General features: G+C 48.5%; 10 protein-coding genes. 6 read left to right on the forward strand and 4 right to left on the reverse strand.

Translation table 11 applies throughout. From position 1 onward, the window contains the following. Nucleotides 1-13: 13 nt before the first annotated feature. Complete coding sequence (locus M0L20_RS12085) at nt 14-1,309, reverse strand: aminopeptidase P N-terminal domain-containing protein (RefSeq protein ID WP_232561223.1); 1,296 nt, start codon at nt 1,307-1,309, stop codon at nt 14-16. Between the two features lie 134 nt (nt 1,310-1,443). On the opposite strand from M0L20_RS12085, the gene M0L20_RS12090 reads away from it, so the two are divergent. Next, nucleotides 1,444-3,036: a S8 family serine peptidase gene (locus M0L20_RS12090; protein WP_248477198.1), complete on the forward strand. Its 1,593-nt coding sequence runs from the start codon at nt 1,444-1,446 to the stop codon at nt 3,034-3,036. Between the two features lie 181 nt (nt 3,037-3,217). Here M0L20_RS12090 and rfaD read toward each other — a convergent pair whose 3' ends face one another. Further along, nucleotides 3,218-4,183, reverse strand: a complete 966-nt coding sequence (gene rfaD / locus M0L20_RS12095) for an ADP-glyceromanno-heptose 6-epimerase (protein ID WP_248477199.1) — start codon at nt 4,181-4,183, stop codon at nt 3,218-3,220. Between the two features lie 268 nt (nt 4,184-4,451). On the opposite strand from rfaD, the gene M0L20_RS12100 reads away from it, so the two are divergent. Both M0L20_RS12100 and lpxB read left to right on the forward strand, forming a co-directional pair. After that, on the forward strand, nt 4,452-4,868 hold the full coding sequence (locus tag M0L20_RS12100; RefSeq protein ID WP_232561226.1) for a 6-pyruvoyl trahydropterin synthase family protein: 417 nt from the start codon (nt 4,452-4,454) through the stop codon (nt 4,866-4,868). Between the two features lie 112 nt (nt 4,869-4,980). Next, nucleotides 4,981-6,105 carry a lipid-A-disaccharide synthase gene (gene lpxB, locus M0L20_RS12105; RefSeq protein ID WP_248477201.1) on the forward strand — a complete coding sequence of 375 codons (1,125 nt, stop codon included), beginning with the start codon at nt 4,981-4,983 and terminating at the stop codon, nt 6,103-6,105. A gap of 8 nt (nt 6,106-6,113) precedes the next feature. Here the strand turns inward: lpxB and M0L20_RS12110 are convergent, their stop codons facing one another. Both M0L20_RS12110 and hisB read right to left on the reverse strand, forming a co-directional pair. Then, nucleotides 6,114-6,680, reverse strand: coding sequence for a 1-acyl-sn-glycerol-3-phosphate acyltransferase (locus M0L20_RS12110; protein ID WP_248477203.1), 567 nt, complete (start codon nt 6,678-6,680; stop codon nt 6,114-6,116). Nucleotides 6,681-6,968: 288 nt separating this feature from the next. Further along, nucleotides 6,969-8,117: a bifunctional histidinol-phosphatase/imidazoleglycerol-phosphate dehydratase HisB gene (hisB, locus tag M0L20_RS12115; protein WP_248477205.1), complete on the reverse strand. Its 1,149-nt coding sequence runs from the start codon at nt 8,115-8,117 to the stop codon at nt 6,969-6,971. Nucleotides 8,118-8,369: 252 nt separating this feature from the next. On the opposite strand from hisB, the gene M0L20_RS12120 reads away from it, so the two are divergent. The 3 genes from M0L20_RS12120 to M0L20_RS12130 all read left to right on the forward strand — a co-directional run bounded on the left by M0L20_RS12120 (nt 8,370) and on the right by M0L20_RS12130 (nt 13,819). Next, on the forward strand, nt 8,370-9,392 hold the full coding sequence (locus tag M0L20_RS12120) for an NYN domain-containing protein (RefSeq protein WP_232561230.1): 1,023 nt from the start codon (nt 8,370-8,372) through the stop codon (nt 9,390-9,392). A 2-nt stretch (nt 9,393-9,394) separates the two neighbouring features. Next, entirely contained in the window at nt 9,395-10,720 is a 1,326-nt protein-coding gene (pabB, locus tag M0L20_RS12125; RefSeq protein ID WP_248477208.1) for an aminodeoxychorismate synthase component I, read from the forward strand. Nucleotides 10,721-10,960: 240 nt separating this feature from the next. Continuing rightward, on the forward strand, nt 10,961-13,819 hold the full coding sequence (locus tag M0L20_RS12130) for a TonB-dependent receptor domain-containing protein (protein WP_248477211.1): 2,859 nt from the start codon (nt 10,961-10,963) through the stop codon (nt 13,817-13,819). Nucleotides 13,820-13,839 lie beyond the last annotated feature (20 nt).

Consider the following 13,839-nt stretch of genomic DNA (forward strand, 5'->3'; position numbering starts at 1 on the left):
AAACTAAGCAACATTACGCATTCATCAATTCCTCAATTTCCGCTGCTTCAACCGGAATATTCGCCATCAGGTCTACGTTGCCTGATTCGGTAATCAACACATTGTTCTCAAGTCTGATGCCTAGCTTTTCGCTTGGAATGTAAATGCCTGGCTCAACGGTAAAGACCATACCCGGCTCCATTCGGCGGTATTTGTTGCCAACATCGTGTACATCGAGTCCCAGAAAATGAGATGTGCCGTGCATGAAATATTTTTTGTACAACGGTGCGTCGGGGTCCTGCTTTTCTACTTCACTACGGTCAAGCAAACCAAGGCCAATCAATTCCGACTCCATGATTTTGCCCACTTCACGGTGGTATTCATCCCAAAGATTTCCCGGACGAAGCATCTGTGTCGCTTCTCTCATAACACGTAGTACGGCGTCGTACACCGCCCGCTGGCGTTGCGTGTATCGGCCATTGACAGGAACGGAACGGGTCATATCGGCATTGTAATTCGCGTATTCGGCACCAATGTCGAGCAGAATCACATCACCATCCTGACACTGCTGGCTGTTGTCGATGTAGTGCAACACGCAGGCGTTGGCTCCCGACGCAATAATCGGTGAATAAGCGGCTCCCCGCGATCGGTTGCGCAGGTACTCGTGCATCATTTCGGCCTCAATCTCATATTCCCACACCCCCGGCTTGATAAAACCAAGCAACCGACGGAACATTTTGTCCGTAATGTCAATGGCTGTTTGGATAAGCGGTAACTCCTGCGGCTGCTTGATGGCCCGTAGATAGTGCATCAGCGGAGCCAACCGCTCCAGATGGTGCAATGGGTATTTCTGTTTAAATTCTTCGATGAAGCGGGCATCGCGGGTTTGCACGTCCACGGTAGCACGGGTGTGTTCGTTTGTATTGAGATACACATGTTCGGCTTCGAAGATCATTTGCTGGAAGATCTGCTCAAACTGGTGCGTCCAGTAAACTTGCTTTTGCGAAATACCCGATGTTTGTTCGGCTTCCGCTTTGGTCAGTTTATGCCCTTCCCAGATTTCAATCAGCTCGCTGGTTTCGCGCAGAAATAAGACCTCCCGAAACTTCGGGTCCGGGTGCGTTGGGAACAAAACAAGCCGGGTTTCTTCCTGATCAACGCCGGTCAGGTAAAATAAATCGTTGTTTTGACGAAAGGTCATCGTGCCATCGGCATTGGTCGGCAGGATGTCATTGGCATTCAGTACCACCAGCGATTTTGGTTTCAGGAGCTGGGCAAGCCGCTGGCGGTTGTGAACGAATAGTTGGTTGTCAATAGGCAAGTAGCGCATATGGGGACGTTGAAACTGCTTTTCTAACTAAATTGCAAAGAAAACTCAAAGCTATAAGAGTTTTCGCGTGTTTTTGCGTTTAGCTTTCTATACAACGCTTACTACAAAACACGTTTAACGGCTTTCATTCGTTCATGACGTTTCGCTTAACCTCATTCATTTGCCTGGTTGCCCTGTTGATTCAGGCGAATTCGGGGGTGTCGTATCCCCAACCAACTGGACCAAACACGAGTAAACAAAACTCCGATAAACCAAAGTATTGGATTCTGTTCAACGCGAAAGATCAAGGTACTCAGCCCGCCTTATCGGAAGCCGCTCTAGTACGGAGATGGTCGCAGAATCTACCGCTGGATGATACAGATCAACCGGTTTCTGCTCATTACGTTAGCCGTTTACAACACGAAGGTATTCAGTCGATTACGCAATCACGCTGGTTAAACGCGGTGTCGGCCCGGCTTTCGGCTGACGAGTACGCTCGGGTAGCGGCCTTACCTTTTGTCGCAGGCATTCAGGCGATTGATCCGGCAATTATCATTACGTCAATAGGGGGGCAGGACCAGGGTATCAGCCCGCACATGGCACCAGTGATGACGCAGATTCAGGCACCTGATTTTATGCAGGCTGGGTTGACAGGCCGTTTTGTGAACGTTGGTGTTATCGACGCCGGATTTTTTGGCGCTGATTCGGCGAATGCGCTGAAGCATGTATTTACGCGTGACGGGGTAAAGCGAGTCCGCGATTACGTGAATGACAAAAAGACGCGTGGTGACTTATTTCATACGCTCGAAACCATGTCCGATTTTCACGGTACGGAAGTATTGGCCGCCATTGCGGGTAATGATCCTATTGAAAAAACGCAGTACGGTCTGGCTACCGATGCGACGTTTTATCTGGCGAGAACCGATCAGGGCAATCGCGAATACCGAGGAGAAGAGGATAACTGGGTAGCTGCGATGGAATGGATGGACAGTCTTGGCGTTCGGCTCATCAACACATCGCTGGGCTACGCCAAAGGCATGAGCAACCCAAAGGAAAACTACCAGCCGAGTCAGATGGACGGTCACACAAGTCTCATCAGCCGGGCCGCGCAGATTGCCGCTGATAAGAAAGGAATTTTAATTGTCGTGTCCGCTGGTAACGAGGGCGACGACCGCTCGTGGCGCATTATCAGCACACCCGCCGATGCGCAAGGGGTATTAGCGATTGGCGCTACTAACGCCAAGCTTTGGAATCGTATTGGCTACAGCAGCATTGGCCCGGAGAGTCTACCTTATCTGAAACCCAATGTTTCGTGCTTCTCGCTTTACGGAACGTCCCTGTCGGCTCCGGTGATTACGGGTTTTGCGGCTTGTATCATGCAGGCAAATCCCAAACTGACAAATAAGGAAGTGATGGCTATTATCGAGAAGTCGTCTCATTTATACCCGTACGGCAATAACTATGTGGGGTATGGCGTCCCTCAGGCTTCGCGGGCTATTGCTTTACTGCGCAACCAGCCCTTGCCACCCACGGCCCGATCCGTGAAAGCGTCGGGTAAATCGTTCTCGTTACCGGTTTCTACCGATGACACTGTTGTGTCCGTTTTTCACAAAAAAGATGCGACGCATATCTTGCAGCAGGAAGCCATGAAAGTTAACAACGGGAAGCTGGCGCTTCGTCGGTCGGCAACGGAAAAGCAGACAACCGTGGACCTGAAAAAAGAAGTAATCGAAGTGATCTGGGAATAAAATCGCCCTAGTAGTAAAAGGCGTCTATTACCTCATCAACCAACTTTACGAGGCTAGCCTGAACTATTGCTTCACGCGCAGTAACCCAGGCTAGCTTATCGCTCTATTGCAGAGCGTCTTTCTGTCTTGAAAAAGTAAACCGAGGCTTCTATAAACAGCGTTGAGACAGCTTGGCGAATACTTATAAATACTTCCCTTCTTTCAGGTAATTTTTTACGTAGTCTGAAATGCCTTCCTCTAATGTACAGAATGGGCGATCATAGCCAATGGAGCGAAGCTTGGCCATATTGGCCTGCGTGAAATACTGGTACTTATCGCGAATATCGACGGGGGTATCGATGAATTCAATCTGTGGGTCGCTACCCATCGCCCGGAAGGTGAGAGTCGCCAGATCGAGGAAGGTTCGAGCCTTGCCGCTACCCAAGTTATAGATGCCCGAGTTACGGCGGTGATGCATTAGGAATGAACAGACATTGATAACATCTTTCACGTAAATGAAATCACGCATCTGCCCACCGTCCGTGAAATCGGGATTGTGTGAGCGGAACAGCTTCATGTGGCTCGTCTGACCAATCTGGTTGTACGCGTGAAAGATTACGGATGCCATCCGGTCTTTGTGGTACTCATTCGGACCGTAGACGTTAAAGAATTTCAATCCGGCCCAGAAGAAAGGTTTACGCTCCTGTTCCAGCGCCCAGATGTCGAACTCGTTCTTCGAATCGCCGTAGGGATTTAGCGGTTTCAGGTGCGGGATTACAGATTCGTTGTCGTCGTAACCAAACTCGCCCAAGCCGTAGGTTGCCGCCGATGACGCATATACGAGGGGAATCTGGTAGTCGATGCAGCGATTCCAGATTTGCTTCGAATACTCGACGTTCAGGTGCTCGAAAATCTCCCGGTCAAATTCGGTCGTATCGGTACGCGCACCGATATGAAAAATAAATTCGACTTCCTGATAGTTATCGTCCAGCCAACTGAAAAACTCTTCGCGGTCAACCCGTTCCTGGATGCGTTTACCCGTCAGATTAGCTTCTTTACGAGGGTCTGAGAAGTCATCGACAGCAATGATAAAATTGAAATTTTCCTGATTCAACTTGCTGATTAAACAGCTTCCGATAAAGCCAGCGGCCCCCGTAACAATAATCATAAAATGCTAGGAGTAAACGTATTAACTGCGATAATAAATTAAGTTTCGGCCGGGACGAAGTGAAAGAGGGTGTAAAGATACGGCATTTAAAACGAACAAAGGAATAGCGTTTTTTAGGATTAAATTGTATTTTTCTTATTTTAACCTAAGCGCTAAACTCGAACTCTTTCTGCTGGCAAATGGTTTTATAACGCCTAAAGAGTTCGTACCTTTGCGGCTTGTTTTACAAATCGGCGTTTCTGGCAACCGCCCCATCTAAACCAGAAAAATGGTCTATATCAACAGAATCGAACATTTCAACGCTGCCCACCGGCTCTACAATCCGGCCTGGTCTGAGGAGCGGAATAAGGAAGTTTTTGGTCCTTGCGCCAACATAAACTGGCATGGCCACAACTTTGAATTAATTGTGACGGTAAAAGGAGAGCCCGATCCCGACACCGGCTTCGTCATTGATTTAAAAGTGCTGGGCGATATTATTAAGCGCGAAGTCATCGAGAAAGTTGACCACAAAAATTTAAACCTTGATGTTGATTTTATGCAAGGCAAAATGGCCAGTTGTGAAATCTTTATCATGGAGATCTGGAAAATTCTCGAACGGGCACTAGCTCCCGTAACCGAAGCGCATCTGCACCAACTTCGACTGTACGAAACACCGAAAAATTTTGTCGATTATTTCGGAGAATAGGCAATGATTGTCATTCTTGGTCATTGATCGTTACGGTCAGCAATGCGTTGTCAGTAACATTAAATGACTGTATGCCATATCAATGACTACCGATGACAACTTACGACTGTAGATGAAATACTATCTAATTGCTGGTGAGCGCTCCGGCGATCTACATGGAGCCAATCTGATCCGGGCTATTCGGCGTCATGATCCCGCTGCGCAGTGTCGGGCTTATGGCGGTGAGCAGATGGAGGAGGCTGGGACTGTGCTGGTCCGCCACTACCGCGAGATGGCGTTTATGGGCTTTCTGGAAGTCGCTAAAAATTTGGGTACTATCCGTCGGATCTTGCGCGAGTGCCAGGCCGATGTGCTCCAGCATCGCCCGGATGCGTTGATTCTAATCGACTACGCCGGGTTTAATCTACGCATGGCGCGCTTTGCCAAGAAGCACGGAATTCAGGTGTTCTATTACATTTCGCCAAAGGTTTGGGCATGGAATCAACGGCGTGCGCTGAAAATTAAAGCTACGGTGGACCGGCTCTTCACGATTCTACCGTTCGAAACTGAGTTTTTTGCCAAGTACGACTACGACGTATCGTACGTTGGCAATCCGTTGCTGGATGCGCTTGCGGATTTCAAACCCAATCCTTCGTTTCGGTCAACGCTAAAGCTTGATGATCGGCCGGTTATTGCCTTGCTTCCCGGCAGCCGTCGGCAGGAAATCACCTCGATACTTCCCGTTATGCTGGCGGCAACGCGTCAGTTCCCGAATTATCAGTTCGTAGTCGGGACGGTTGGTAATCTGCCTTCGCCCCTGTACAGTAATTTGATGGCTGGTTATCCAACTGTTAAACGGGTGAATGATGCGGCTTACGATCTGCTTCACATTGCTACCGCTGCGCTTGTTACATCGGGTACCGCCACGCTCGAAACGGCGCTGCTAAACATCCCGCAGGTCGTATGTTACAGAACGACAACAATATCTTACGCCATTGCCAAAAGCCTGATTGCGGTACCGTTCATATCGCTCGTCAATCTGATCGCCAACCGGGAAGTAGTAACGGAACTGATCCAGAGTAATTTGAACACAGAGCGGGTTACCGATGCATTGCAGGCCATTTTACCGGGCGACAAACGGCGGGAAATACAATTGGCAGGTTACGCAGAAGTACAAGCGAAAATGGGGGAGCCGGGCGCGTCGGAGCGGGCCGGACAGCAAATGGTTGAGTTGGCAAAAGCGAACAGAAACGGGTAGGAAGGCTATTACTGCATGACTCCTATTTCTTCCCATTTCTTCAACCAGTCCTTCTTGATACCGTGAACCTGAGCGAAAAATTCGTAGAAAGGAATCATGTCTTTCTCGTAGTCGCCTGTCACGTAGATGGGATCGCCAAGAATTGCAAGTTTGCGGGGCCAGTCGAAACCAACCGGAATGATAGGTACGTTGGCTTCGAGCGCAATGTAATAGAAGCCCGTTTTTAGCTTTTCCACATTGCTGCGAGTCCCCTCGGGTGCAATGCAAATATGAAGTTGTTCGTTCTGGTTAAACACGTTAACCACCGAATCAACCATGTTACGCGATTTGTCGCGATAAACAGGTTTGCCGCCTAACAGGCGAAAAAGCCAGCCCGCATACCACGTAAAAAGCGAGCTTTTAGCCAGATATTGAATCCAGATGTGAATGGTAGGGCGAATCCCCAGACCAATCAAAAAGTCCCAGTTGGTCGTATGAGGAGCAACCGCCCAGATACCTTTGGGTAAATGCGGTATAGGACCAACTACCCGCCATCCGGCAATTTTAAATAACCAACGGGTTAGAGCACTTAGCATCAGTTGATGTGTGGTTTTCAATTTATAGTTTTCAGTGGGTGTCGCTGGCTGAAAACTATAAATTGAAAACGTATTTAGTACTTCCGGTCTTTGCGCTCTAACCAGCGACCCGTAACGAAGGCTGCTGAGAGTAAAACAACGTAGAACAGAATAGTTAGCGGAGTTGATAAATCCATGTCGGTATTCAGTTGAATTCGGATGCAAAAATACGATAGACGTTGGATATTAAGCACCGGGAGTCAGACAAAAAGTAAAAATCGTCTGCTGGGTTCTAAAATCAACGACTTATTACAGAACGCCCTTCGTACTCGGAAGGTTGTCAAGTTCTTTAATATCGCGCCCAACGGCCATTTTTATGGCTTTGGCAAACGCTTTAAAAATCGCTTCAATCTTATGATGCTCATTGTCACCTTCTACTTTGATGTTCAGGTTGCACAAGGCCGCATCGGAGAATGATTTAAAGAAGTGAAAGAACATTTCGGTTGGCATATCGCCGACTTTTTCGCGCCGGAATTCGGCCTCCCACACCAGCCAGGGCCTCCCCGAAAAGTCAATGGCTACCTGAGCAAGTGCTTCATCCATAGGGAGTAAGAAACCGTAGCGGCTAATTCCCCGTTTGTCGCCCAGCGCACGTCGGTACGCTTCGCCCAGCGCGAGGGCCGTATCCTCGATGGTATGGTGTTCATCAATGTGCAGATCGCCTTTTACGTGAATGGAAAGATCCGCCCCCGAATGCTTGGCTACCTGATCGAGCATGTGGTCGAAGAAGCCAAGACCCGTATGCATGTCGGCCTGACCCCGGCCATCAAGGTTTAGATCGACCCGAATCTGCGTTTCTCTTGTATTGCGTTCAACGGTAGCGACGCGGGCGGGTAAGCGTAAAAATTCGTAAATCTTATCCCAATCGTCGGTTGTGAAGGCAATCACCTGTTTCATTTCGTCGGTTAGGCCCGTAACATCGGCAGCCTGTACCGTGGCTAATCCGTTGGGCGGCAAAAACAGAATGGCTTTAGCCCCCAGATTAACGGCTAGTTGTACATCGGTCAGGCGGTCGCCGATAACGTAGCTGTTGGCGAGGTCGTACGCATCGCTTAAATACTGCGTGAGCATTCCGATACCGGGTTTGCGGGTAAGCGAGTTCTCGTGGGGAAAATGGCGGTCGATGTGTACCGCAGAGAACGAAATATTCTCGCTCGAGAACGTAGCCAGCATTTTGTTATGTGCCGGCCAGAACGTATCTTCCGGAAACGAACTGGTGCCGAGGCCATCCTGGTTGGTAACCATCACCAACTCATAGTCGGTCTCCTCGGCAATTTTACGCATCGCCGAAATCGCTTTAGGAATATAATCGAGTTTCGCTAGGGAATCGACCTGCTGATCGGGTTGAGGCTCAATAATAAGTGTACCGTCACGGTCAATGAATAATATTTTTCTCATAAAAAGAATATCTGGCTGACAAAGATACCTTACCGACCGTATTGTAAGCGAAAACCTATTAATTTTGCGGTGTCTTAGCGTTTTCGATACTCTTACAAAAGGATTCTGTTACACCCTCTCTGGTTTTATACGTTTAAAGTCCTATCAGTTCGTAACTCGCTTTACTAATAAAAAGTAAGCTATCTATCCCATCATAGAAAACGATATTAATAAAAGTGCATTTCGTACCATACATATACTGCAAGATAAACTATGCCTACAACAGCATCCAGATTGACCCGTATTGGGGTTTTTTATGACGGAAACTATTTTTTACACGTAAGCAATTATTATAATTATTCTCACGAACGACGTAGTCGAATCAGTATATCCGGTTTACACGCATTTATACGCCGTCAGGTTGCCGAAGAAGAAGGGGTCAATGAGCGTTTATGTCAGATTGTAGATGCGCATTATTTTAGAGGACGCCTGAATGCCCACGAAGCCAACCAGCGGGGGAATCAATTATTCTACGACCGTTTATTCGACGACATTCTGATGTCGGAGGGGGTTGTTACGCATTATCTGCCCGTAAAAACCTACCAGGGGTATCGCCAGGAGAAAGGCATAGATGTCTGGCTGGCTCTCGAAGCCTTTGAATTGGCGCAGTACAAAAAGTTTGACGTAGTTGTGTTGATAACTTCCGATGGCGATTATGTGCCGCTGATCCGTAAGCTGAATACGCTTGGCTCACGAATTATGGTGCTGAGTTGGGACTTTGAGTTCCTGAACGAGCAGGGCGAAAAGCAGGTAACCCGTACATCGCAGGATTTGCTCGAAGAAGTATCCTATCCGGTAGCTATGCACGGTCTGATCGACGACCGGAGCCGTCGAAACGATATCGTTATCCAAAACTTGTTCGTCAAGCCGCAACAGCAGCAGGCCCGCCCAACATTCACGGCAGTAACCAGCAATAGTGGAAGCTACACCAATGGCTTCAGCGGTGGGATTCCCGAAGAAGGATACGACGATTATTTACAGTCCGATGAGCCTAATTATAACATCGCGGACGGCATAGACCCCGATCCGGAAGGTCGTAAAATCAGTACCATTCGTAGTTTAAAGACGGGTTATGGTTTCGTGAATTTTCCGCCCAACAACCTATTCTTTCACTACACAAGCCTGATTGATACCGATTTCAACGAATTGCAGGTAGACGACGAAGTTGAGTTCACCGTTGGTCAGAACGCCGAAGGGAAAGATATCGCGGTTGACGTACGGCTATTACGCTCGTAAGTATGAACACGAAGCGCGTGGCCATTGATGATGCACTGGCGTTTCGGTGGAAAGCACTGGCGTGGGCTTTGGACCAGCAGGCGCACCAGCACGGCTTCGTGGCTTTTCTAAACAATAATAAGATTGCTTATCCCAATGACCCGTTTCCCAATCGACTGTTTGTCGGGGCGAAACGGGTCGTTTCATTTTCAGATACGGACACGTTTCAGGAGTTGTACAAAGCGCACACGGAGCAGCCAGGATTTTTGGTTGGTTACTTAGGGTACGACCTGAAGAATGAGCTTGAAACGCTAGGCAGCCGTAATCCGAATCGACTGGGTCTGCCTAATGCTTATTTTGTCGAACCCGAGTGGGTCATTGATTTTGAAGAAGATGGCATAATCGTCTGGGGTGGCAATGATTCTGATTCGCTAATTGAAGCGATCAAGCTTACGGGTTTCCAAAAAGAGTACGTAGACAAGACAGCTCAACGCACCAGCAAGAATGTTCAATGCCGTGTTACGCCTGAAGAATACCAGGCGAATGTCCGTCGGATTCAGCAGCATATTCGAGCTGGTGATGTGTATGAACTAAACTACTGCATTGAGTTTTTCGTCGAGCAGGTCCTACTTGATCCTTTAACTGTCTACCGAGCGTTGAATGAACGGTCGCCCATGCCGTTTTCAAGCCTTCTCAAACTAGGCGATCAGTATAGCATCGGTGCTTCACCGGAGCGATTTTTAAAGAAGCAAGGACCAAAAATCCTGTCGCAGCCCATCAAAGGAACCATTCGGCGGGGGCGTAACGCCGAAGAAGATGTTATCCTGCGCGAGCAGTTGATTCATTCCGAAAAAGAACGGGCCGAAAACCTGATGATTGTCGATCTGGTGCGTAACGATCTGGCCCGTAGCGCTCAAACGGGTTCTGTACAGGTCGATGAACTCTTCGGTATTTATGGCTTTCAGCAGGTCTACCAGATGATCTCCACCGTTTCGGCAACCTTACGCGATACAGTTACCTGGGCCGATGCTATTCGCCACGCTTTCCCGATGGGTAGTATGACAGGCGCACCCAAAATTCGGTCTATGGAACTGATCGACGAACTGGAAGTCAGTCGGCGGGGGCTCTACTCGGGGGCCATTGGGTTCATCACGCCTGACGGTGATTTTGATTTCAGCGTTGTCATTCGAACGCTGTTATATGATGCCCAGCGTCAGTACGCATCTTTTTCGGTAGGAAGCGCAATAACCTACGATGCGATCCCTGAACAGGAATGGGAGGAATGCCTGCTAAAAGCACGAGCCATTCGAGAAGTAGTCGAGAGTTATCTGCACGCCAAGCGCACTTAGTCAAGCGGATACCGTTTAAAATATTATTGCCTTTTTCGTGTGGAATCCACTCAAATTTCGCTCCTTCTTCTATGAGCAAAGCGCCGTTTTTTAACAAAATGCGCTTGTTGTAAGTCCGGTATACCGCTTACTAAATACGCTACTATAAAAATAGTTAAAAAACGTTAACCGTATAACCGGCCATTAGAAGCCGGTTATATTTGCCCGTAATACACCCGTTCAACCTTTACCTATTCCCTAATGAAAAACCTTTTCGTCATGGCCGTGCTATGGCTATTTGCGGCCGTTGTCTACGCCCAAAACCCGGCAGCACCGTCGCGCTTTACGTTACAGGGGCAAGCCGTTGATACCGCTGCCGCTCCGCTACCTTCGTCAACAGTCATGTTGCTAAGCCCCAAAGATTCGTCGCTTGTTAATTTTACCCGAACCGACGAAAAAGGGGCTTTCTCATTCAAGAATGTTAAATCGGGGACGTACGTGCTGAAAATTTCGTTCGTCGGCTTTATCCCCTACAATCAGGTGATTAAGTCAGGCAGTGAATCGGTTGTCAACCTGGGCGCGCTAAAGCTGAAACCGATTACGAAAGAGCTATTCGAAGTAGTCGTCAGAACGGCCAAGGCTCCACTCACAATCAAAGGGGACACGATTGAGTATAATGCCAGTTCGTTTAAAGTGCCCCCCGGTTCGACCGTCGAAGATTTGTTGCGTAAACTGCCGGGCGTGCAGATCGATCAGGATGGCAACATTCGGGCGCAGGGGGAGGAAGTAAAAAAGGTGACGGTTGATGGAAAAAGTTTCTTTGGCAATGACCCGAAGCTGGCTACCAAGAACTTACAAGCCGAATCCATCTCGAAAGTTCAGGTGTTCAACGATAAAACTGAACAGTCCAAACTGACGGGCGTACAAGACGGTAAAAAGGAAAAAACCGTAAATCTGGAACTGAAAGAACAGTTCAAAAAAGGAGGGTTCGGAAAGTTGACCGCTGGTGGCGGACCGGCATCCAACGATGTATCGGCGCGCGGGGAGATCAAAGGCAATTACAACAAGTTTGATTCGAAGCGGCAGTTTTCGGTTATCGGACTCGCCAACAATACGAATCAGGACGGTTTATCTTTCAATGATTATCAGGACTTTCGGGGTAGCAATTCGTTCAACTGGAACGATAATGCCGACTTTGGGTTCGGAGGAAGTGGCCGGTCTATTTACTTTGGCAATGACGATGAAACGCTCGGAATACCCGTCGGCGGGGGCGATGGGCGGGGTTTTTCAAACAACGTAGCGGGGGGCGTCAATTACAACTACGACACAAAAAAGACCAAGCTCAGTACCAGTTATTACTACAATCAGAGCCGAATTGAGTTGGATGCGGAGCGCAACCGTAGAAACCTGCTGGAAGCTAGCTCGTACCGGACCGAAGAGAACAGCAACCAGATCAACTTCAACGGCAATCATCGGGTAAGCCTGCGTTACGAACAGATGCTCGATTCGACTAATACGCTGGTTGTTTTGAGCAATGCTCGTCTAAACAACGGAAACACGAATCTGCTGACGTTTCAGGATCTTTACCGGAGCGCCGGAGCCAACGGTGGAGAAGCGCTTTCGACGCGCAACCGAACCAAGAACTTCAGTACAGCGCGGCAGTTTGGTATGGCGAATACAGCGCTTTACCGATTGAAATTTAAGAAAATGGGGCGTTCGTTTGCCGCCAGTGCTACGTATCAGATCAATACGAACGATGCGACGCTTGATCTCGATGCGCGCAATGAATTCTTGCAGGCAACGAGCGTAAACGACATGTTGCGGGTGATTCGGCAGGACCAGAATACCAATAGCCTGCGTAACGAGTATAAGGTCAGCTTGCAGTACGTGGAGCCGTTTGCCAAAAAGTTTTTCTGGGAGACGTTTTACAATTTCAGCCTCCGGTACGATGAAGTTGACCGCAACGTATTGAACGTAGGTGATGCCGGTATGAGTCGCAATGACTCGCTGAGCCGCTATTACAAAAATAATTACCTCTACAACCGGCTTGGCTCCAGCATCCGCTATTCATTCAAAGGGATGAACGTATCGGCCGGTCTGGCTGGTCAGCAGTTTACACTCGACGGGGAGTACGCGCCTGATCAGACATCGACTCAATTCAACCGGATCAATCGAACTTTTACCACCTTGGTGCCGAATCTGTCGCTCAATTATGACATGAAGAAAAATCGGTACCTCTACGGTGGCTATGGGCTCAACGTCCGTATTCCTTCGTCGCGCGATCTGCAACCGATTATCAACAACAGCAATCCTTTGTTTATCAACGAAGGAAACCCTGACTTGCTGCCTCAGCTGGAACATAACCTGAACGCAGGATTTTATTACTTTAACCCCGGAAACTTTACCAACGTAAACGTCAACCTCTACGGATCGTATTTCGAAAATCAGATTGTCTACAGCCAAACGGTAGATCCACAGACGCTGATTACGAGAACGCGGCCCGAAAACCTCACTGGTGGCCGTAGCCTTGGTTCGTACCTGAATTTTGGCTTCCCGCTCAAGAAAACAAAGGCGACGCTGAACCTCAACACACAACTAAACTTCGGGAAGAATCTGACGAGAATCAACCAGGTGTTGAACGAGACAAACAATCAGAATTATAACATCGGTACGCGACTGGACCTGACGCCCACCGAATGGCTAACCTTTTACGCGAACGCCAATTGGGGAATCATCGATACGCGCTACTCGATCAACACAGCGCAGAACCAGATTATTATCAATAATAACTACCGGGGCGACTTGAACCTGAAGCTGCCCGCTGATTTTTACGTGAACACATCGCTGAACTACCGAACTTACAGAAACGACCGGTTGGATTTCCATCAGCAAATCCCCATCTGGAATGCGTCTGTGTACAAAATTATGGGTAAGGCTAAGAAAGCAGAAGTGCGTTTGACGGCTGTCGATATGCTGAACCGAAACGTAGTGGTGTCGCAGTACGCGGGGCAAAACTACGTGCAGGATGAACGGATTGCGACGCTGGCCCGGTATTTTATGCTCAGCTTTACTTACAACATGCGTGGCGTTCAGGCAAAGATGCGCCGGGATGGATATTAACGACTACGAACCCTGAAGCC

The organism is Spirosoma liriopis, assembly GCF_023196085.1.
GTDB classification, from domain to species: Bacteria; Bacteroidota; Bacteroidia; order Cytophagales; family Spirosomataceae; genus Spirosoma; species Spirosoma oryzicola.